General features: G+C 68.4%; 18 protein-coding genes. 9 read left to right on the top strand and 9 right to left on the bottom strand.

Annotated elements, in window-relative coordinates:
• The first annotated feature begins 20 nt into the window (after positions 1-20).
• The 3 genes from A6W98_RS13690 (at position 21) to A6W98_RS13680 (ending at position 2,815) form a co-directional block, all read left to right on the top strand.
• Positions 21-674, top strand: a complete 654-nt coding sequence (locus A6W98_RS13690) for a protein-L-isoaspartate O-methyltransferase family protein (protein ID WP_042462326.1) — start codon at positions 21-23, stop codon at positions 672-674.
• 74 nt (positions 675-748) lie between these two features.
• Complete coding sequence (locus A6W98_RS13685) at positions 749-2,125, top strand: TolC family outer membrane protein (RefSeq protein WP_042462324.1); 1,377 nt, start codon at positions 749-751, stop codon at positions 2,123-2,125.
• An 84-nt stretch (positions 2,126-2,209) separates the two neighbouring features.
• On the top strand, positions 2,210-2,815 hold the full coding sequence (locus tag A6W98_RS13680; RefSeq protein WP_042462322.1) for a hypothetical protein: 606 nt from the start codon (positions 2,210-2,212) through the stop codon (positions 2,813-2,815).
• A gap of 189 nt (positions 2,816-3,004) precedes the next feature.
• Here the strand turns inward: A6W98_RS13680 and A6W98_RS13675 are convergent, their stop codons facing one another.
• Positions 3,005-3,325 carry a DUF6280 family protein gene (locus tag A6W98_RS13675; RefSeq protein ID WP_042462321.1) on the bottom strand — a complete coding sequence of 107 codons (321 nt, stop codon included), beginning with the start codon at positions 3,323-3,325 and terminating at the stop codon, positions 3,005-3,007.
• Between the two features lie 214 nt (positions 3,326-3,539).
• On the opposite strand from A6W98_RS13675, the gene efp reads away from it, so the two are divergent.
• Complete coding sequence (efp, locus tag A6W98_RS13670) at positions 3,540-4,103, top strand: elongation factor P (protein ID WP_042462320.1); 564 nt, start codon at positions 3,540-3,542, stop codon at positions 4,101-4,103.
• A gap of 25 nt (positions 4,104-4,128) precedes the next feature.
• On the opposite strand, the gene A6W98_RS13665 is transcribed toward efp, so the two are convergent.
• The 6 genes from A6W98_RS13665 to A6W98_RS13640 form a co-directional block, all read right to left on the bottom strand.
• On the bottom strand, positions 4,129-4,929 hold the full coding sequence (locus A6W98_RS13665; protein ID WP_042462319.1) for a fructosamine kinase family protein: 801 nt from the start codon (positions 4,927-4,929) through the stop codon (positions 4,129-4,131).
• A complete protein-coding gene (gene ygfZ / locus A6W98_RS13660) occupies positions 4,922-5,680 on the bottom strand; it encodes a CAF17-like 4Fe-4S cluster assembly/insertion protein YgfZ (RefSeq protein WP_042462318.1) in 759 nt (252 codons plus the stop codon). The genes A6W98_RS13665 and ygfZ overlap by 8 nt, the downstream gene beginning before the upstream one ends.
• Positions 5,681-5,718: 38 nt before the next feature.
• Positions 5,719-7,461 (bottom strand): ABC transporter ATP-binding protein, encoded by a 1,743-nt coding sequence (locus tag A6W98_RS13655; RefSeq protein WP_042462317.1) that lies wholly within the window; start codon positions 7,459-7,461, stop codon positions 5,719-5,721.
• A 5-nt stretch (positions 7,462-7,466) separates the two neighbouring features.
• Positions 7,467-8,150: a phosphatase domain-containing protein gene (locus A6W98_RS13650; RefSeq protein ID WP_042462316.1), complete on the bottom strand. Its 684-nt coding sequence runs from the start codon at positions 8,148-8,150 to the stop codon at positions 7,467-7,469.
• 369 nt (positions 8,151-8,519) lie between these two features.
• Positions 8,520-9,428 carry an endonuclease/exonuclease/phosphatase family protein gene (locus A6W98_RS13645; RefSeq protein ID WP_052678049.1) on the bottom strand — a complete coding sequence of 303 codons (909 nt, stop codon included), beginning with the start codon at positions 9,426-9,428 and terminating at the stop codon, positions 8,520-8,522.
• A gap of 108 nt (positions 9,429-9,536) precedes the next feature.
• Positions 9,537-11,333, bottom strand: a complete 1,797-nt coding sequence (locus A6W98_RS13640; protein WP_042462314.1) for an SLC13 family permease — start codon at positions 11,331-11,333, stop codon at positions 9,537-9,539.
• A 136-nt stretch (positions 11,334-11,469) separates the two neighbouring features.
• On the opposite strand from A6W98_RS13640, the gene A6W98_RS13635 reads away from it, so the two are divergent.
• From A6W98_RS13635 to A6W98_RS13615, 5 genes are all read left to right on the top strand, one after another.
• Complete coding sequence (locus tag A6W98_RS13635) at positions 11,470-12,210, top strand: YebC/PmpR family DNA-binding transcriptional regulator (RefSeq protein WP_042462311.1); 741 nt, start codon at positions 11,470-11,472, stop codon at positions 12,208-12,210.
• A gap of 483 nt (positions 12,211-12,693) precedes the next feature.
• Positions 12,694-13,935 (top strand): methyl-accepting chemotaxis protein, encoded by a 1,242-nt coding sequence (locus tag A6W98_RS13630; RefSeq protein ID WP_042462308.1) that lies wholly within the window; start codon positions 12,694-12,696, stop codon positions 13,933-13,935.
• Positions 13,936-14,010: 75 nt separating this feature from the next.
• Complete coding sequence (locus A6W98_RS13625) at positions 14,011-14,928, top strand: DMT family transporter (RefSeq protein ID WP_042462306.1); 918 nt, start codon at positions 14,011-14,013, stop codon at positions 14,926-14,928.
• Positions 14,929-14,976: 48 nt separating this feature from the next.
• Positions 14,977-15,555: a hemerythrin domain-containing protein gene (locus A6W98_RS13620; RefSeq protein WP_042462304.1), complete on the top strand. Its 579-nt coding sequence runs from the start codon at positions 14,977-14,979 to the stop codon at positions 15,553-15,555.
• 83 nt (positions 15,556-15,638) lie between these two features.
• Positions 15,639-15,884, top strand: a complete 246-nt coding sequence (locus tag A6W98_RS13615; protein WP_042462302.1) for an HP1242/YdcH family protein — start codon at positions 15,639-15,641, stop codon at positions 15,882-15,884.
• 58 nt (positions 15,885-15,942) lie between these two features.
• On the opposite strand, the gene A6W98_RS13610 is transcribed toward A6W98_RS13615, so the two are convergent.
• Together A6W98_RS13610 and A6W98_RS13605 are read right to left on the bottom strand one after the other, a co-directional pair.
• The gene (locus tag A6W98_RS13610; protein WP_042462300.1) at positions 15,943-17,346 is read right to left on the bottom strand and encodes a helix-turn-helix domain-containing protein; all 1,404 of its coding nucleotides are present in this window, start codon (positions 17,344-17,346) and stop codon (positions 15,943-15,945) included.
• A 70-nt stretch (positions 17,347-17,416) separates the two neighbouring features.
• The gene (locus tag A6W98_RS13605; protein ID WP_042462298.1) at positions 17,417-18,661 is read right to left on the bottom strand and encodes a multidrug effflux MFS transporter; all 1,245 of its coding nucleotides are present in this window, start codon (positions 18,659-18,661) and stop codon (positions 17,417-17,419) included.
• Between the last annotated feature and the right edge of the window lie 38 nt (positions 18,662-18,699).

The raw sequence follows: 18,699 nt of genomic DNA, 5'->3' as shown, positions 1-18,699 counted from the left end.
GAACTGGAGAATTCAGCCGCATGGCCGATTACGCCGCCCGCCGCGAAGCGATGGTCGATACCCAGGTCCGCCCCTCGGACGTGACGCGTCTGCCGATCATCGAAGCGCTGCTTTCCGTCCCCCGCGAAGCCTTCGTTCCCGCGCGCCTGCGCGAGGCCGCCTATATCGGCGAGAACCTCCCGCTGGCGCATGACCGCGTCCTGCTCGAGCCGCGCAGCTTCTCCAAGATGCTCGAGGCGCTCGATTTGGGGCCGGGCGACATGGTGCTCGATCTGGGCGCCGGGCTCGGCTATTCGGCCGCGGTGATGGCGCGGATGGCCGATGCGGTGGTGGCGCTGGAAGAGGATGGCAGCATGGCGCGCGAGGCCGAGGCCACCTTCGGCGAGCATGACGTCGACAATGTCGCGGTCGAGGTCGGCGCGCTGACCGAGGGCGCACCCAGGCACGGCCCCTATGACGCGATCATGGTCGAGGGCGCCATCGAAGAGTTGCCGCAGGCCATCGCCGATCAGCTCAAGGAAGGCGGCCGGATCGTCGCGCTCTTCATGGAAGGCACGCTGGGCGTGGCCCGCATCGGCTGGAAGGTCGAGGGGGTGCTGAACTGGCGTTTCCTGTTCAATGCAAGTGCCCCGGTTCTGCCGGGATTTGCGCGCGCGACAGAATTCGAATTCTGACACGTGGAAGACATACAAGAGCCGCATCGAAGAAACGCGGTCTTACAAAGGCAAAAGCCAGACGAGGCACGGATATGAGTGGTTTCCTACGTTATTTCGCCGGCACGGCCCTGTCGGCGACGCTTGCCCTCGGGGCGGTCGGGGCAGCGCAGGCGGAGACCCTGACCGATGCCCTGATCGCGGCCTACAAGAACTCTCATCTGCTGGATCAGAACCGGGCGCTGCTGCGCGCGGCAGACGAGGATGTGGCCCAGGCGCTGGCGACTTTGCGCCCGGTGATCGCCTTCGCCATGACCGGGAACTATACCGACCCGGCCTCGGCGGCGAATGGGCTGGAGAATACCAGCGCCCTGGCCGAACTGACCGCAAGCCTCACGGTCTATGATGGCGGCCAGAACCGGATGGCGCTGGATGCGACCAAGGAAACCGTGCTCGCGACCCGGGCCGCGCTGATCGGGGTCGAGCAGGATGTGCTGCTTTCGGCGGTTCAGGCCTATATGGACGTCTTCGCCGCGCTGCAGACCGTCAGCCTTGCCCAGAACAACAACCGGCTGATCGCGGAAGAGCTGCGGGCCACCGAGGACCGTTTCGAGGTCGGCGAGGTGACCCGGACCGACGTGTCGCTGGCGCAATCGGCGCTGGCCGAGGCACGCTCGAACCTCGTCGCGGCCAATGGCCAGCTGGCGACGGCGCGCGAATCCTACAAGCTGGCGGTCGGGCATTATCCGGACACGCTCAGCGGCATTCCCAACCTGCCCAGCATTCCGACATCGCCCGAGGGCGCGCGGTCGGTCGCGGTGAAGACCCATCCCGACATCGTCCAGGCGCAGCACAATGTCACCGTGTCCGAGCTGAACCTCGCCCGGGCCAAGGCTGCGCAGGGCCCCAGCCTGACCGCCTCGGTCGGCTACCAGCGCGACGACAATTCCGAGGAGGGCTACCAGGCCCAGCTCAAGCTGTCGCAGACGATCTATGCCGGCGGCAAGCTCTATGCCGCCGAGCGTCAGGCGATGGCCAATATGCAGGCCACCCGCGCGGGGCTTTTGCAGACCGTGCGGCTGGTCGAGCTCGATGTCGGCAATGCCTGGTCGAGCCTTGCGGTGGCGCGGGCCCAGGTCTCTGCCAGCGACCAGCGGATCCGGGCGGCGCAGCTTGCCTTCGACGGCACCAAGGAAGAGGCCCGGCTGGGCGCGCGCACCACGCTTGACGTGCTCGATGCCGAACAGGACCTGCTCGATGCCCGCACGGCGCGGGTAGAGGCCGAGGCGACGCAATATACCGCGATCTACAGCGTGCTGGCCTCGATGGGGCTGCTGACGGCCGAACATCTCGGTCTGGGCATTCCGACCTATGACCCCAATGCCTATTACAACGCGGTCAGCTCGGCCCCGCCCAAAAGCCTTCAGGGCGGCAAGCTCGACCGTGTGCTGCAGAGCATCGGGCGCAACTGACGCCTCTGTCCAGTTGTGTCCGCGGGGCCGAGGGGCTAGGATTCGGTCCTGTCGTTAACTGTCTTTTCGGTTCGGAGCCGTGCCATGGTTGAAATGCGCAGCATCGTCGATACCGCCGGGGTCCGGTCGGCCGGCCCCGCGCCGGAGCCCGTGCCGTCCCGGACCGAGCCCCGTATGGCGCGACTGGTGCTGACCCCCAACCTGCGTGTCCGCCCCGACCCCGAGACCCGGTCCGCACCAGCGCGGGCGATGCCGGTGCTGCTGCGCGGGCCCTTGCCGCAGGAACCCGGCGCTCCGGCTCTGCCGGTGGCCCGCGAGGTGGCGCCGTCCGGCCGCCGGACCGCGTCGGTCGCCGATCTGGCCGAGGCGAACCGGCGCGATGCGGTGACGCTTGAACGGCGCATCGCCGAGCTCGAGGCCGCGATGGCCGGGGTCGATGCCGATTGGGACCCTGAATGCGAAGAGGGGTTTCCCGCGGCGCCCTGGGTCGGGAAGGCGCAAGCCATGTCCGTCGGCCCGGCAGCGGGGCTTGGCGACGAGGCCGCGCTTCGCCTGATGGTGTCCGATATCGTGCGCGAGGTCGTGCGGCAGGAGCTGCGCGGGACGCTGGGCGAGGGCATCGGTCGCAATCTGCGCAAGATGGTCCGTCGCGAGCTCGGCCGTGCTCTTGCCGAACGCGATCTCGACTGATCCTTTCCGGACACCTCTTTCTGGACGGTTCTTTCCGGGCAGCCCTCTGCGCCGCTGATCAGATGCGCCCGCAGGACCGATACCGGATCTCGCGGGGCGCTGATCTCGCCGGGACCGTCATCCTTTCCCTAAACGCGAAAAGCGCGCCCTTTTGGGCGCGCCATTCGCATGGAGAAGCTGGCAGGCGGTTCAGGCGGCTTCGGCCTGTTCCTGACTGTGGCGTCGTTCGCTTTCTTCGCGCGACAGGGCAACGGAGGTCCGGACGCCGCGACCGACGAATTCCATCAAGCCGCGCACGACCCGTTCGTTCGGATCGATACCGGCACAGGAGAGAACCTCGCGGCCGTCACGAGACCGCGCCCAGCGCGCGATCTGTTCGGGGCCGTTGCCATATTTCTTGTCGTCCGCGATCGCGTCGTCCAACGCGGCGAGCACCACAGCAGCGAACAATTTTCGGGCACGATGCCCCTGTTCGTGATTGAACGCCGTGCCATCAACGAAATCGACCATCTCGTCGTCCTTTTATTCTTGCTCTTGCATTTCGGGCGTGCGGCCGAATATGACGCTTTTATCGCGATTCGGTATTCTCCATTTTGCAAGTCTGCCATGCGCTTGGTGCATGGCTTGCAAAAAACAGACCCCGATCTAGTCGTCTTGCCAGCCCAGCTCCCGCAAGATATAGGGTCGGCATAATCCCTATCAACCTTCTCTCAAGGGTTTCCGTATGGCGAAGATCAACGGCAACGAAATTCGGCCGGGCTATATCCTCGACCATGACGGCGGGCTCTGGGCGGCGGTGAAGGTGGATCACGTCAAGCCCGGCAAGGGTGGGGCCTTCGCCCAGGTCGAGCTGCGCAACCTGCGCAGCGGCAGCAAGCTGAACGAGCGTTTCCGCAGCGCCGACAAGGTCGACCGCGTCGAGCTTGAGCGCCGCGACCAGCAATTCCTTTACGAAACCGACGGCATGCTGGTGGTGATGGATACCGACAGCTACGAACAGACCGAACTGCCCGCCGATCTGCTGGGCGAGCGTCGCCCTTTTCTGCAGGACGGCATGACCGTCGTCGTCGAATATTACGAGGCCGAGGCGCTGAATGCGACGCTGCCGGCCAAGGTCACCTGCAGGATCGCCGAGACCGAGCCGGTGGTGAACGGGCAGACCGCCGCCAAGAGCTTCAAGCCCGCAATGCTGGAAAACGGCATCCGGGTGATGGTGCCTCCCTTCATCGGTCCGGGCGAGGACATCGTCATCAACACCGAGACGCTGGACTATTCGGCCCGCGCCTGAGGCCGCATCCGAACCGGGTTGCGGATCAGGCCCCGAGCGTTGCCAGACAGCGCTCGACCAGACCGCGATAGCCGCCTCCGAACAGCCGCAGATGAACGAGCGCGGGCCAGAGCTGGTAGACCGCGCGCCGCGCGGGCCAGCCCGGGGCGGGCGCGCCGTAGCGTTCGCGGAAGGCCGGGCCGGGCGTGCCGAACAGCTCGAGCATCGCCAGATCGACCTCGGCATCGCCATGATAGCAGGCGGGATCGATCAGCGCGGCCCCCCCGGGCGTGAACAGCACATTCCCCGTCCACAGATCGCCATGCAGGAGCGCCGCCGGAGGATGGCGCGGGATCAGCCCGTCAAGCCGCGCGGCCAGTGTTTCGAGCCTTCGGGCGATCTCGGCGGGCAGCGCCTCGGGCCAGGCCAGAAGCCGCCGCGCCGCCCAGAAGTCCGGCCAGTCGGCGCAGGCGGCATTCGGGATCGCGGCCGGGCCGAAGCCATGATCCTCGTCCCAGCCATAGGCCCCGCCCGTCGTTGCGTGCAGCCGCAGCAGCGCGGTACCGAGCGCGGCCCAGCCCGGGCCCGAGGCCGCACGCTCGTCGAGATGTTCGATGAGAAGCCAGCCGCCGCCTTCGGCGATGACCGCGGGCGCGGGCACGCCCGCCCCGGCGATGGCCCGAAGCATCCGCGCCTCTGCCGCGACCCGCGGCCCGGCCTTGGCCACCATCCGACGGCCATCCTCAAGATCGACCCGGATCACCTCCGACAGATCGCCGCCCCTAAGCGGCTGGCTCCGGGCGATGGCGGCGCCGGCCAGCGCCTCCAGCGCCGCCCGCTCAGCCATCCGGCCAGAGCACCGTCGCCGCGCCCGCCGTCATCCGGGGCAGGACCCGGTCGAAGCGCAGATAGGCAATGGCCAGATCGCCGGCCTGGGTGAAGAGCCGTCCGGCCTCCTTGCTTCCGGCCGCGATCGGCGTGCCGGTGGGGGCGGCGCCCTCGACGCCCACCGTGGCGAGGCCCTTGCGCAGCTCGGTCTTGTGCTTCATCCGCGCGGTAACCTCCTGGCCGACATAGCAGCCCTTGCGGAAATCGACGCCGTGCAGCCTCTCGAACCCGGCCTCGAGGATGTAGCTGTCTTCGGGGATCAGCTCGATCCCGGTCTCGGGAATGCACTCGGCGACCCGGATCCTGTCCCAGTCGATGGCGGGGGCGGTGCCGGGCGTTTCGGCATAGGCGCGCCAGCCAAGCGCCGCATGGCGCGGGTCGGGCAGGGCGCCCTCGGGCGGCTCGCCAAGACCCCGGTGCACATGCAGCCCGGCGGGAGCGATCCGGACATCGGCCCGGAGCTTGTAAAGCGAAAGCCGCCGCGCCAGCGCCTCGGCGATATCGGCCTTGACGTCGAGCAGGATCGTGTCGTCGCGTTCGGTCAGCAGGAAATCGGCCAGATACTTGCCCTGCGGCGTCAGCATCGCGGCATAGACCAGCCGCCCCTCCAGCGCCTTGACGTCGTTGGTCACGAGCCCCTGCAGGAATTTCTCGCGATCCGCGCCGGTGATCGCAAGCACCGTCCTGTCCGCTGCCTCTTCGCCTGTCATGGCTCTTCTCTCCCCGTGCCGTTCCGGGCCCGAAGGTGTCAGGACTCGACCGTGAATTGCAACCGGTAGAGCCCGGCATAAAGCCCGTCCCGGGCCAGAAGCTGGTCATGGCGGCCGTCTTCGCGCACCCGGCCTTCTTCCATCACCACGATCCGGTCGGCGTCGCGAACGGTGGCCAGCCGGTGCGCGATCACCAGCGTGGTGCGGCCCTTCGCCAGATGGCTCAGCGCCTCCTGCACCGCGCGTTCGGATTGCGCGTCGAGCGCCGAGGTGGCCTCGTCCATCAGCAGGATCGGGGCGTCGCGCAGAAGCGCGCGGGCGATGGCCACGCGCTGGCGCTGCCCGCCCGAGAGGTTCGAGCCGCGCGGCCCGGCGGGGCTGTCGAGCCCGGCAGGCAGCCCGGGCAGGAATTCGTCGATATGGGCCGCCTCGATCACCTCGCGCAGATGCGCCTCGGGCACGTCGCGGCCGAGGCAGATATTGTCGCGCAGGCTGTCATCGAACATCGGCGCGTCCTGGGTCACGACCGAAAACAGATCGCGCAGCTCGGTCAGTGCCAGATCGGCGACCGCGACCCCGCCGATGGCGACGCGGCCCGATTGCGGCTCGACCAGCCGGGTCAGCAGGTTGAAGACCGTTGATTTTCCCGCCCCCGAGGGGCCGACCAGCGCGGTCATCTCTCCGGCCTTCGCGCTCAGGCTGAGCCCGCGAAGCACAGGCGTCTCGCCATAGGCCAGATGCACGTCCTCCAGCGCCAGATCGCAGCGCTCGGCCGGGGCGGGAAGCTGGGCCGGCCGGGCCGGGGCCAGGATGGTGGCGCGTTCCTCGAAGACGCCGTGGATGCGTTCGAGACTGGCCAGCGCGGCCTGCCAGGCGCCCGAGACATTGCCCAGCCGCCGGAGCGGTTCGAAGACCAGCGCGATGGCGGTGAAGAAGGCCATGAAGTCACCGACGGTCTTGTCGCCCTCGATGATCTGCAACCCGCCGAAGACCAGCACCGCGGCAAAGCCCAGACCGCCCACGATATCGACCAGCGCGGGCATGCCCGCCTGACCGGCCCGGGCGCGCAGCTGCGAGGTGACGAAGGACGCGACGGTTTCTCCGAAGCGGCCCTTCTCGCGTTGTTCCATGCGGTTGAGCTTGATGGTGACGATGCCGTGGAACATCTCGTCGAGCCGACCCGAGATCTCGGCTGCCTGCACCCGGGCCAGCCGCGCGGTGCGCCGGATCCAGCGTTGCAGCACCATGATCGGCACGACCAGAAGCGGGATGCCCGCCATCGCGATCAGGGTCCAGGCCCAGTCGATGGACAGCGCAACCGCGATCAGCGAGACCAGCGAGACGAAGTCGCGCCCCGAGGCGGTCAGGACCGTGTTCCAGACATTGGCGGCGGCGGTGGTGTCGCCCCGCACCCGCTCGATCAGCCCGCCGGGGGGCGTGCGCTGGAAATAGGACCCGTCGAGCCCCAGCAGGTGGTCGACCATGTCCTTCTGCAATTCGCCGGTGATCGACAGCCCGGCCCGCGCCATCAGCACCCTCTGGCCGAAACCGCTGAGCGCACGGGCAAGGAAGATCGCCAGCACGCCGCCCGCCACCAGCGGAATGGCGCTGCGCTCGCCCGCGACGAAGATCCGGTCGAACATCGGCTTGAAGCTGTAGCTGAGCAGCCCCAGCGAGGCGCCCTCGATGGTCATCAGCGTCAGCGCGATGCCGATGGTCAGGGAATGGCGGCGCAGATATCCGCGCCAGAGCCAGCCGAAGATCTGGGCGCCGCCCGCCATGGTGTCTAGCTCCGTCCCGCCTTGAATTCGGTTTCGATGGCGGCCGGATCGTAGCGGGTCGAGATCCAGTCGCGCAGCGTCATCGGGCTATCGGCCGTGTCGGTCTCGTAGCGGTCGAGCACCAGATCGAGCACGCCCGCCTTCGAGCGGCGGCTGTGCAGAAAGCGCCAGCTCAGCATCTTGCGCGCCTGCGCGACAGGTGTGCCCTCGGCATGGATGAGATAGAGCGCGGCGGCAAAACCCGCCCGGTCCGAGCCCGACTTGCAATGCATCACCATCGGTCGTTCGGCCGTATCGAAGATGTCGAGCAGCGCCAGCAGCGTTTCGCGCGGGACCAGATGCCGGGCCCTGACCGGCACCGCCTCGAGCCGGAGCCCGAGCGCGGCGCAGGCCTCTTCTTCCAGCAGCCAGTGCGAATGCGGCCGGTTGCCGCCGCGCAGCGAGATCACGGTGCGGATGCCCATGTCGCGATAGCGCCGCAGCCGTGCGGGCGAGGGCTGGTTCGAGCGCCAGACCCCGGGCGCGATCTCGACGAGATTGGTCCAGAGCACGCGCAGGAAGGCATGGTCCATCAGATGGAAATGCCAAAGCGCGGCACGGCGTGCGCCCGGGGCGCTCAGATCGGCGCCGTGGCGCTCGGTCATCCGACGTTCGATCGCCGCTAACCGGGTTTTCAGCTGGTCGAACATCACAGGCCTTTGGTGCGGGGGCGCAAGGCCGCGAGATAGCCCGAAACCATGGCCCTGACAAGCAACTGCCGGCGGTCTCCGGATCGCTCGGGAAGCTTTCATGCGCCGGATCGGCGGCTTCTGGAGGCAGCATGACCGGGCTCGGCCCCGCCGTAGGGGGCCTTCGGTAGGTCTTTCCGGGCCCCACAGCGTTCCGCGGGCGAATTTCCATGGCCCCGCGGCGCCCGCGTCTCTCGAATGTTTCTTGAGATATCGAGGCGGGGGCGGCCCGTGCGCCGGCGGTCCCGCCATGCCCGGTTGGCCGTACGCGCGGCATGCGGGGGGCCAAAAAAACGGGCCGCATTGCCACGCACTGACGGGGGAGGCCGGTCAGGGCAGGGCGATCTCTGCCAGCAGGCCGCGATGATTCGACCCGAGCTCCGCGCCGAACGGGCAGAGGCGGACCAGCCGCGCGCCGCCGCCGACCAGCACCTGATCGATGGGCACCCCGAACCGGCCCGCGCCCACGGGCCAGGTGGCCGTGGGCAGGCGGGCGGTGGCCATGCCGGTGTCGCGATGGATCTGCGACAGCGTCCGGCTCCAGGGCGCGGCGTTGAAATCGCCGATGGCGACGGCCGGACCGGGCAGCCAGCCGAGCTGGGCGGTCAGTCGCTCGAGCTCGGTGTCCGCCAGCCCTGACATCCAGGGCTTGAGAAGCTGGAGACCCGCCAGAAAGACCTGCTTGCCACCGGTCGTCTCGATTTCGGCCACGGCATAGCGGTCGGGCCAGGCCGGGTTCAGCGACATCCTCCAGAACCGCTTGGGCCGGCTGCGCGCGGCCAGCACGATCTGGCAGGCCCCGGGACGGCAGGGCGAGACGAAGTCGTAGCGGTCTTTCAGGAGCGGCAGGCCCCCGGCGACGGCCTCGGCCTCGGCAAAGACGATGATATCCGGGTCCTGCCGGAGGACGGCCCGGACGATGGTCTCGGCGGGCAGGTCGTTCTCGATACAGACGTTGAAGAAGAGAATGCGCAGATCGGGGGCGCGGCCGGGCTGGGCGGGCAGGCTCTGACGCAGATGGAGCGCCCCGAGCCCGGCCAGCGCGACCAGCGCGGCCGCCACCAGCCCCGGGCCGAGACGGCACAGCCCCATCACCGTGGCGCCGAGCGCGAGGATCAGGGCCCCGGCCAGCAGCCAGGGCGCAAGCGCATCGAGGATGCGGGCAAGCGGCCCGGCCGCGCTGCTGCCGGGGACGAAACGCGCCCCGGCGCCCGCGACCAGCGCCAAGGTCGCCGCCATCGCAAATGCCCCCGAAGCCTGTGGCTGCCAGATCAAGACCCGTCTCCCATCAATGGCCCTTCTCCCGCAGCCGCCTGTCATCCGGACTGGCCGAGCGCGGCCCCTGCGTCAAGCCGCTCCGGCCTGGAACGGCCAGACCAGGAGGATCATCGGCACCGAGACCGCGATCACGATGATCTCGAGCGGCAGGCCCATCCGCCAGTAATCGCCGAAGCGATAGCCGCCGGGCCCGAGGATCAGCGTGTTGTTCTTGTGCCCGATGGGGGTGAGAAAGGCGCAGGAGGCCGCGACCGCCACCGCCATCAGGAACGGATCGGGGCTGACCCCCAGCGCCTGGGCCATCTGGATGCCGACGGGGGCCGCGACCACCGTCGTCGCGGTATTGTTCAGCACATCCGACAGGCACATGGTCGCCACCATCAGCGCGGTCAGGATCACCCAGGGCGGCATGTCGCCGGTCAGCCCCAGCAAGGTCTCGGCGATCAGCCGCGTGCCGCCGCTTTCCTCCAGCGCCACGCCAAGCGGGATCATCGAGCCGAGCAGCACCACGACCGGCCATTCGACATGGGAATAGACCTCGTTGATGGGGATGATCCGGGCCGCGACATAGCCCACCACGACCAGCCCGATGGCGATGGTCAGATCGACCAGCCCGACGCTTGCCGCCGCCACCGCCGCCGCGAACAGCCCGATGGCGATCCAGGTCTTGCGGGTATCGGTCACCGCCAGCCCGCGATCGGCCAGGGTCAGGCAGCCCAGCCAGTCGACCACGTCCTGGGCCACGTCCTGCGGGGTCAGAAGCAGCAGGATGTCGCCGGGCCTGACCTTGGTCTTGCGGATCTGCTGGCGGACCGGGCGGCCCTGGCGCGAGATCCCCAGAAGCACCGTGCGCCGCCGCCAGGCCAGCCCCACAAGCTGGGCCGAGCGTCCGGCGATCCGGGCCTGTTCGGGCACCACCACCTCGATCACGGTCAGCCCCGCGCCCTCGGCCTTGAGCCGCTCCTGGTTGGCGCCCTCGGCGAAATCGAGCGACAGCGCGGCGCGGAATTCGTCCAGCGCCTCGGGGCTGGCCTCGATCACCAGCGAGTCGCCCGCGGCCAGCGCCGTGCCGCGCTGCAGCCCGTAAAGCCGCTTGCCGCCCCGGACCAGTCCCAGCAGGGCGACGTCATTGGCCTCGGCCTCGGGGTCGAGATCGGCAAGCCGCCGGCCGATCAGCTTCGAACCCTCGGGCACGGTCAGCTCGGCGATATAGGAGGAATAGTCCGACATCGGGTCGGCCGATGCGTCGAGCCCCGCGCTTTTCGGGATCAGCCGCCAGCCGACCAGCGCCACGAAGACGATACCGGCCAGCGCCGCCACCCCGCCCACGGGCGCGAAGTCGAACATCCGGAAGGACTGGCCGGTCGCGTCCTGGCGGAAGGCGGCGATGATGATGTTGGGCGGCGTGCCGATCAGCGTGACCATGCCGCCCAGAATGGTGGCGAATGACAGCGGCATCAGGCTCAGCCCCGGCGCGCGGCCCGCCTTGCGCGCGGTCTGGATGTCGACCGGCATCAGCAGGGCCAGCGCGGCCACATTGTTCATGAAGGCCGACAACAGCCCGCCGATCCCCCCCATGATCGCGATATGCGCGCCCAGCCCGCGGGCGCTGTTCACCAGCGTCCGGGTGATCAGATAGACCGCGCCCGAGCGCACCAGCCCGGCCGAGACCACCAGCACCAGCGCCACCACCAGCGTTGCCGGGTGGCCGAAGCCCTCGAAGGCGCGGTCCGGATCGACGACGCCCAGCAGCACCGCGGCCATCAAGGCCCCGAAGGCCACCAGATCGTAGCGCCACCGGCCCCAGATCAGGGCGACGAAGACGGTGGCGAAAAGGGCGAACAGAATGAACTGGTCCTCGGTCAATCAGGGGTCTCCCGGCTGTCCGGCGCCCGCGCGCCGGAGGGTTTCACCCGACCCAACGCCCCGAGCAGGCTTGCAGGTCCGCCTCGGCCTGACATATAGAGGGCTCCGTCAATTTCAAAAAGCCAAGTGGGGATCAATGGCAGGCCATTCCAAATGGGCGAACATCCAGCACCGCAAGGGGCGGCAGGATGCGGCGCGCTCCAAGCTGTTCTCCAAGTTCAGCAAGGAGATCACCGTTGCCGCCAAGATGGGCGACCCGGACCCTGACAAGAACCCGCGCCTGCGCCTGGCGATCAAGGAAGCCAAGGCGCAATCCATGCCCAAGGACAATATCGAGCGCGCGATCAAGAAGGCGATGGGCGGCGAGGGCGACAATTACGAGGAAATCCGCTACGAGGGCTACGGTCCCGGCGGGGTCGCGGTGATCGTCGAGGCGATGACCGACAACCGCAACCGCACCGCCTCGAGCGTGCGCTCGACCTTCACCAAGTTCGGCGGCAATCTCGGCGAGACCGGCTCGGTCGCCTTCATGTTCGAGCGGGTGGGCGAGATCGTCTATCCGGCCTCGGCGGGCGATGCCGACACGGTGATGATGGCCGCGATCGAGGCCGGGGCGCAGGATGTGGAAAGCTCGGATGACGAGCATGTCATCTATACCGCCGATACCGATCTGAACGAGGTCGCCACCAAGATGGAGGCCGATCTGGGCGAGAGCGACTCCACCAAGCTGATCTGGAAACCCTCGAACACGACCGAGATGGATCTCGAAGCCATGCAGAAGCTGATGAAGCTGATCGATGCGCTCGAGGATGACGACGACGTGCAGCACGTCACCAGCAATTTCTCGGCCAGCGACGAGGTGCTCGAGCAGCTCTGAGCCTGACGGCTTGGCAAGATCATGCCGCGCGGGTCCGGAAACGGGCCCGCGCGGTTGTCGTCTCGGCATCGGCAAGATCGGTTCCGACGCATCGCCCGTCAGTAGGCGATCCGCTCGATCCTCGCCGCCAGGCCCCGGGATGCAGGAAAAATCCCCGGCGTCAGGCAGGGGCGCGGCCAGACCGGCGCTGCGGCGGGGTCCGGCCTGCCCAAGCAGGGGATGGCCCGGGATCGGCCGCGCCATGCCGATCGCCTGACCCGGAAGGACCCGGGGAGGGATCGCCCGGATCTTCACCTTCCGATCTCGCGCCATGAACGGCGGCCGTTCGCTGGTCCCGGCATGGCGCAACCGACGCCGCGGTCCGGAAGGCCGCCATGATCCCGGGCCGCCCCGGCGAGGCGCGGCGAAATTCCCGCTTGGCGTGTTCCGCCGAGGCTGCCTACACTGAACGGGGGATCGGGCCGGGCAGGGGAGGCAGGGTCGATGGGCGAGCGCACCAGCCACGCGATCGGACGTTTCGACAAATCGTTCCTGATCCATATGATCAAGGATTTCTTCCTGGTCCTGCTGGCGGTGACCGTGCTCGAATTCGCGCTGAAGGCGGCGCTGGTCTATTACAAGTTCGAGACAAGCGGTGCCGAGGAGGCCCAGGGCGTGGCCGAGGACCTGGCCGAAAGCGTCCGTGCCATCATGCGCAACGAGGGCGGGCCGGTCGCGGCGCGCACGATGTATCCGATCCTCAAGCGCAACTGGGACGATCTGGGCTACAAGATCGCGATCGAGCCCGCGCCGGTGACGGTGCGCTCGATCGAGGCGCTGTTCGGCTTCACCCCCGCCGGCATTCCGGCCGGGACCTGGCCCGAGGGCCGGTTCCGCGAGGCGGAGGTCGAGATCGCGGCCGAGACCTTCTGCCTGACCTGTCATGCCGAGGCCGAGGTCGGGCAGGTGCTGGGCCGGGTGACGGTCCGGGATTACCTGTCGCGCGACATCGCCGCCTGGCTTGACGAGATGACGCTGAGCGCGGGGCTCGCCTTGGGCAAGATCGTGCTGCATTCGGTGTTGCTGTTCCTGATCCTCAGGGTGCGGATGGAGCCGCTTTTGCGGCTGCGCGGCACGGTGGCGGGGCTTGCCCGCGCCTTCGGCACGCTCAGCGAGCGGGCCGAGGTGCGCAGCGCCGACGAATTCGGCGCGCTCGCGCATGACCTCAATCTCTTTCTCGACCGCATCAACCGCCTGATCAACGAGCTGAACGCGGTTCTGGGCAAGGTGGTGCGGGTCAATGACGACATCGTCTCGGTGCAGGGCGATCTGCGCGGTCAGGTCGACCGGCTGATCCGCGGCATGCGGCGGCTTGAACGCGAGGCGATGCTGAGCGCCAAGCGCGAGCCCCTGCTGTCGCAAGCCTGGTTCGAGGCGGTGCGGGGCGCGGTCGCCGAGCTCGACGCCGCGCTCGAGCGCGCGGGCGAAGCGCCGCAGGCCTCCGGGCTGGTCGAGCATCTCTCGGCGGTGATCGCCAATGCCGAGGCGCAGATAGCGGCGAGCCAGCGGCTGTTCGAGGGGCTCGCGGCGCTTGGCGACGAGACCGAGGCCCTGAAGGGCGCCATTGCCGAGATGGTGCGGATGGAAGAGCGCATGAAGCTGATCGTCGAGGCCGGCGGCACGCTGGTCCAGCGCCTGCGCCCGGATCTGGCCGACCCGCCGCAGCCCGCAGCCGAGACCGCCTGAGCGGACGCCAGCCTTGCCGGGGGGCCTTCATGTGGCGGGTCTTGCGCGGTGGGGCGCGGCATGGCAAGCCGGGGCATGGCTGTTCAGTCGGTGCCCGAAGCGGGCCAGAACCCGGTCGCGGGTATCCTCTGGATGCTGGCGACGGGGATCAGTTTCGTCGCGGTGACCGCGCTGGTGAAGCTCTCGGCGCAGGGCCTTCCGGCGGCGCAATCGGCCTTTCTGCGCTATCTGCTGGGGCTTGTCTTCCTGCTGCCGATACTGGGCCAGCTTTCGCGTGCGCGGATCGGTCGCAGGCGGCTCGCGCTATATGGCGGGCGCGGCCTTGCCCATGCGCTGGGCGTGATCTGCTGGTTCTTCGCGATGACGCGGATCCCGGTCGCCGAAGTGACCGCGATGAACTATCTCAACCCGATCTATGTGACCCTCGGGGCGGCGCTCCTGTTCGGCGAGCGGCTGGCCGCGCGCCGCATCCTGGCCATCGCGGCCGCGTTCCTGGGGGTCCTGGTGATCCTGCGCCCGGGCTTTCGCGAGATCTCCGAGGGCCATGTCGCGATGCTGTTCACCGCGGCCCTGTTCGGGATCTCCTATCTCACCGCCAAGCTGCTGAGCGAACGCGACGAGGCCTCGGTGGTGGTGGCGATGATGTCGGTTACGGTCACCATCGTGCTGGCGCCGCTGGCACTTGCGGTCTGGGTGCCGCCAAGCTGGCAGCAGGTGGTCGGGCTGTTCTTCGTGGCGTTTTTCGCGACCGCCGGGCATTACGGCATGACCCGCGCCTTCCGCGCCGCGCCGCTGACGGTGACCCAGCCGATCACCTTCCTGCAACTGGTCTGGGCGACGCTGATCGGCTGGCTGGCCTTCGGCGAGGCGGTCGATGGCTGGGTGCTGCTGGGCGGCGGCCTGATCGTCGGATCGGTCGTGTTCATCACCTGGCGCGAGGCGGTCATCAAGCGCCGCGTCGTCACGCCGCCTGCCGGAGCGCCCGAAACGTAGGGTCACGAGGGCTTGCGATGCGCGGGGCCGGTGCTAGCATTCATTCAAATGCACGATATTTACGCTCTTGATCCCCGCGGCGACCTGCCCGATGCGCTGCGCGACCTGCTTGACGACTGCCCGCGCGAGGTCTGGGCCGGTCGGCTGCCCGAAGACGAGTCCACCCGGTTCTGGCTCGACCGGCACCGGATGTTCCGCATGCTTCTGGCCCGGATGGAGGAAGATGTCCGGGTCATGGCGGATTTCGGGACCCTGGCCGAGGCGCCGGCAGAGGCCGCGATCCGGGCCGTCCGGCGCGATGCCGCCATGCTGCTGAACGAGGTTCACGGCCATCGCAAGATCGAGGATCTTCATTACTTCCCGCGCCTTGCGGCCTTCGAGCCGGGCCTCTGGGCGGCCTTCGAAATGCTGGATGCCGATCATCAGGCGCTCGGTCTTCACCTGAGGGAACTTGCCGATACGGTGTCCGAACTGGTCCGGGGCGAGCCCGCGGGCCGGGACGCCTGCATCGGGCGGCTGGAGCTCAGGCTTCAGCGCTTCGGCTCCTGTCTCGACCGCCATCTGATCGACGAGGAGGATATCGTCTTGCCGATCCTGCTGCGCCATGGCGCGACGCTGACGGACTGAGCGTCCGGTTGATCGGTGTCATGGACAGCGCCGATTTGCGGCTCCTAGGCTTTGTTTCGAGCCATGGGGGACAGGAGGAGATCATGACCCACACGCCGCACGAGCTTGCAGAGGATTTGCCCGAGCGGGCCGCGCTGATTCACGCGTTGCGGGAGAGCGACGCGCATTTTGCCCGGCTGGTTGACGAGTATCACGACATCAATGCCGCGGTGCACAGGGCAGAGACCGATGTCGAGCCGACCGAGGATCTGCACCTGAACGACATGCGCAAGACCCGGATGCATCTGAAGGACGAGATCGCCCGCATTCTCGATCAAGCCTCGGCCTGAGGCGCGGGTCGGTGCCGGGCCTGTGTCCGGGCCTGTCATCAGGGCCCGGTCCGGGCGGTCAGTCGGCGACCTCATAGGGCAGCAGGCCGCGCCGGTTCGCGTCGACCGTGAGCCGGCGTTCCAGCGGCGGCACGGCGCGCTGGTGACAGTCGCGGCGCTCGCAGATCCGGCAGGAGATCCCGATCGGCTCGTAGGCGGCGGCGTTGTCGATATCCAGATCGTCGGCATAGATGATCTGGTCGGCATGGCGCACCTCGCAGCCCAGCCCGATGGCATAGCGCCGGACCGGCGCGCGCCAGGCGCCGCCCGGCTTCGAGACGTCGCGCGCCAGCGAGATATAGCGCAGCCCGTCCGGCGTTTCGGCAAGCTGGCGCAGGAACCGGCCCGGGGTCTCGAAGGCGCGATGCACGTTCCAGAGCGGGCAGGCCCCGCCGAAGCGCGCGAATTGCAGCCTTGTGGTGGAATGGCGCTTGGTGATGGTGCCGGCCTGATCGACCCGCACGAAATAGAAGGGCAGCCCCTTGGCGCCGGGACGCTGCAAGGTCGAGAGCCGATGCGCCACCTGCTCGATCGAGGCGCCGAACCGGTCGGCCAGCAATTCCAGATCGTGCCGGGTCTCCTGTGCCGCCTCGAGGAAGCGGTTATAGGGCAGAAGCGCCGCCCCGGCGAAATAGTTCGCCATGCCGATCCGGGCGATGGCGCGGGCGGCGGGGCTCTGGAACCGGGCAAGGTCGAGCGTGGCCTCGAGCAGTTGCGACTGGGTCAGAAGCGCCAGCTGGTGCAGCAGTTGAAACCGCCGGGTCGGGCCGCGAAGATGGCTGGAGAGGGTCAGCGTGCGGGTGTCCTCGTCATATTCCCTCAGCCCGGGCATGTCCTTGAAGGACAGGGAGATGCCCTGTGCCTCGAGGGCGGCCAGGGCCCGCTGCTCGGGGTCGGCCGCGGTATCGGAGGCGCGCGCGAAGCGTTCGGCGGCGCGGTCGACCGCGTCGATATAGTTGTCGCAATAATGAAAGAAGTCGCGCACGTCTTCCCAGGGCGAGGGGCCCAGCGGCGCATCCTCCCGTCCCAGCGCCTCGTCGAGCGAGGCCAGCCGTTCGTGGCTTTGCCGGTAGGCGCGGTGCAGTTCCAGAAAGGCGCGGGCCAGCGCCGGGGCGTTCGAGGCGGCCAGCCGCAGATCGGCCAGCGGCGGCGCCAGATCGCCGAAGACCGGGTCGGCCAGCGCCTCGCGCATGTCGCCGACCAGCCGCTCGGCATCGCCCTCCGACAGCTCGGTCACGTCGAAGCCGAATTCGGAGACCAGCGCCAGCAGCACCGTCGAGGAGACCGGACGGTTGTTGTTCTCCATCTGGTTCAGATAGGGCAGCGAAATCCCCAGCCGGATCGCGAAATCCTTCTGGGTCAGCCCCAGCCGCGAGCGGGTCTCGCGCAGCTTGACGCCTGCATAGAGTTTGCGCGTCGCCATCGCGGGCCCTCGCTTTGCCGATTAGCTGGGATCTGTCCTAGCTTTTGCAAAGCCGTCGCGCAAGCGCGGCTCAGGGCCCGTCCTTGGGCGGCATTGCAAGGATCGGTCCGGCGCGGCGGTCGACCCAGCGCACGTAAAGCACGGCGACCACCGCCAGTGCCGAGGTCGTGGCCATGATGAGCAGAAGCGGCCAGGCTCCGGTACCGGGTTTCAGAAGCGCGCCCGCGAGCGCCGAAAAGGCCGCGCCGCCGCCGATCATGATCGCGCCGCCAAGACCGCTGGCGGTGCCCGCCAGATGCGGCCGGACCGACAGCGTGCCCGCGATGGCGTTGGGCAGGACCATGCCATTGCCGACCCCGAGCAGGGCCATCGCGCCGAAGAAGGCGATGGGCTGGGTCGCACCCGCCGCGAAGAAGGCCATCGACAGCAGGGGCGCGGCCAGCGTGATCAGCGCGCCCCAGTAGATCATGCCATTGATGCCGACCCGGACCGAATAGCGCCCCGAGATGAAATTCCCGGTCATGTAGCCGACCGCGACGATGCCGAAATAGAGGCCCAGCACCGAGGGCGACAGGGCGAAGACATGGCTGCCGACGAAGGGCGCGCCGCCGAGATAGGCGAAGAAGGCGCCCGAGGACAGCGCCGCGGTCAGCGCATAGCCCCAGAAGCGGCGCGAGCGGAACAGCTCGGGATATTGGCGGAACTGGTCCATCAGGCTGACGTCGCGGGGCGTCGAGGTCTCGCCCAGATCGGCCCAGGTCAGTACCAGCACGCCCAGCCCTGCCAGCAGCAGCGCGAGGAAGGTGGCCTGCCAGCCCCAGATCTCGTCCAGCACCCCGCCGATGCTGGGCCCGATCATCGGCACCAGCGCCATGCCCATGGTAACATAGCCGATCATCGAGGCGGCCTGGGTATCGGCCACCATGTCGCGCACCACCGCGCGGCTCAGCACCATGGCGGTGACCACGACCGCCTGCGCCATGCGGAAGCCCAGAAAGGCCTCGGCCGAAGGGGCGAAGATGCAGCCCAGCGTCGCCAGCAGGAACAGCACGGTCGAGATCAGCAGCACCGGGCGGCGGCCATAGCGGTCGGAAATCGGACCGACGAACAGCTGCATCACCGCATTCGCGGCCAGGTATGTCGCGACCGACAGCTGCATCACCGCGTAATCGGTGTCGAAATGCACGGCCATGTTCGGCAGCGAGGGCAGGAAGATGTTGATGGTCAGCGCCGGCAGGCCTGCCAGCGCGACCAGGGTCATGACATGGGGGGGTGTTGTGCGGTCCAGGAAACGGACCCGGGGGTGCGTCGACATGTCTTGGGGTTAGGCGCTGACCGGGGGCTTGTCCAGCG

Source organism: Rhodovulum sulfidophilum DSM 1374 (assembly GCF_001633165.1).
GTDB lineage: Bacteria > Pseudomonadota > Alphaproteobacteria > Rhodobacterales > Rhodobacteraceae > Rhodovulum > Rhodovulum sulfidophilum.
Note: the sequence above shows the minus strand (reverse complement) of the source record. Positions and strands in the feature narration are given on the sequence as shown.

Coding starts and splice junctions, on each gene's coding strand:
- A6W98_RS13690 (WP_042462326.1), top strand. CDS start 21: ATGGCCGATTACGCCGCCCGCCGCGAAGCGATGGTCGATACCCAGGTC.
- A6W98_RS13685 (WP_042462324.1), top strand. CDS start 749: ATGAGTGGTTTCCTACGTTATTTCGCCGGCACGGCCCTGTCGGCGACG.
- A6W98_RS13680 (WP_042462322.1), top strand. CDS start 2,210: ATGGTTGAAATGCGCAGCATCGTCGATACCGCCGGGGTCCGGTCGGCC.
- A6W98_RS13675 (WP_042462321.1), bottom strand. CDS start 3,325: ATGGTCGATTTCGTTGATGGCACGGCGTTCAATCACGAACAGGGGCAT.
- efp (WP_042462320.1), top strand. CDS start 3,540: ATGGCGAAGATCAACGGCAACGAAATTCGGCCGGGCTATATCCTCGAC.
- A6W98_RS13665 (WP_042462319.1), bottom strand. CDS start 4,929: ATGGCTGAGCGGGCGGCGCTGGAGGCGCTGGCCGGCGCCGCCATCGCC.
- ygfZ (WP_042462318.1), bottom strand. CDS start 5,680: ATGACAGGCGAAGAGGCAGCGGACAGGACGGTGCTTGCGATCACCGGC.
- A6W98_RS13655 (WP_042462317.1), bottom strand. CDS start 7,461: ATGGCGGGCGGCGCCCAGATCTTCGGCTGGCTCTGGCGCGGATATCTG.
- A6W98_RS13650 (WP_042462316.1), bottom strand. CDS start 8,150: ATGTTCGACCAGCTGAAAACCCGGTTAGCGGCGATCGAACGTCGGATG.
- A6W98_RS13645 (WP_052678049.1), bottom strand. CDS start 9,428: ATGGCGGCGACCTTGGCGCTGGTCGCGGGCGCCGGGGCGCGTTTCGTC.
- A6W98_RS13635 (WP_042462311.1), top strand. CDS start 11,470: ATGGCAGGCCATTCCAAATGGGCGAACATCCAGCACCGCAAGGGGCGG.
- A6W98_RS13630 (WP_042462308.1), top strand. CDS start 12,694: ATGGGCGAGCGCACCAGCCACGCGATCGGACGTTTCGACAAATCGTTC.
- A6W98_RS13625 (WP_042462306.1), top strand. CDS start 14,011: ATGGCTGTTCAGTCGGTGCCCGAAGCGGGCCAGAACCCGGTCGCGGGT.
- A6W98_RS13620 (WP_042462304.1), top strand. CDS start 14,977: ATGCACGATATTTACGCTCTTGATCCCCGCGGCGACCTGCCCGATGCG.
- A6W98_RS13615 (WP_042462302.1), top strand. CDS start 15,639: ATGACCCACACGCCGCACGAGCTTGCAGAGGATTTGCCCGAGCGGGCC.
- A6W98_RS13610 (WP_042462300.1), bottom strand. CDS start 17,346: ATGGCGACGCGCAAACTCTATGCAGGCGTCAAGCTGCGCGAGACCCGC.
- A6W98_RS13605 (WP_042462298.1), bottom strand. CDS start 18,661: ATGTCGACGCACCCCCGGGTCCGTTTCCTGGACCGCACAACACCCCCC.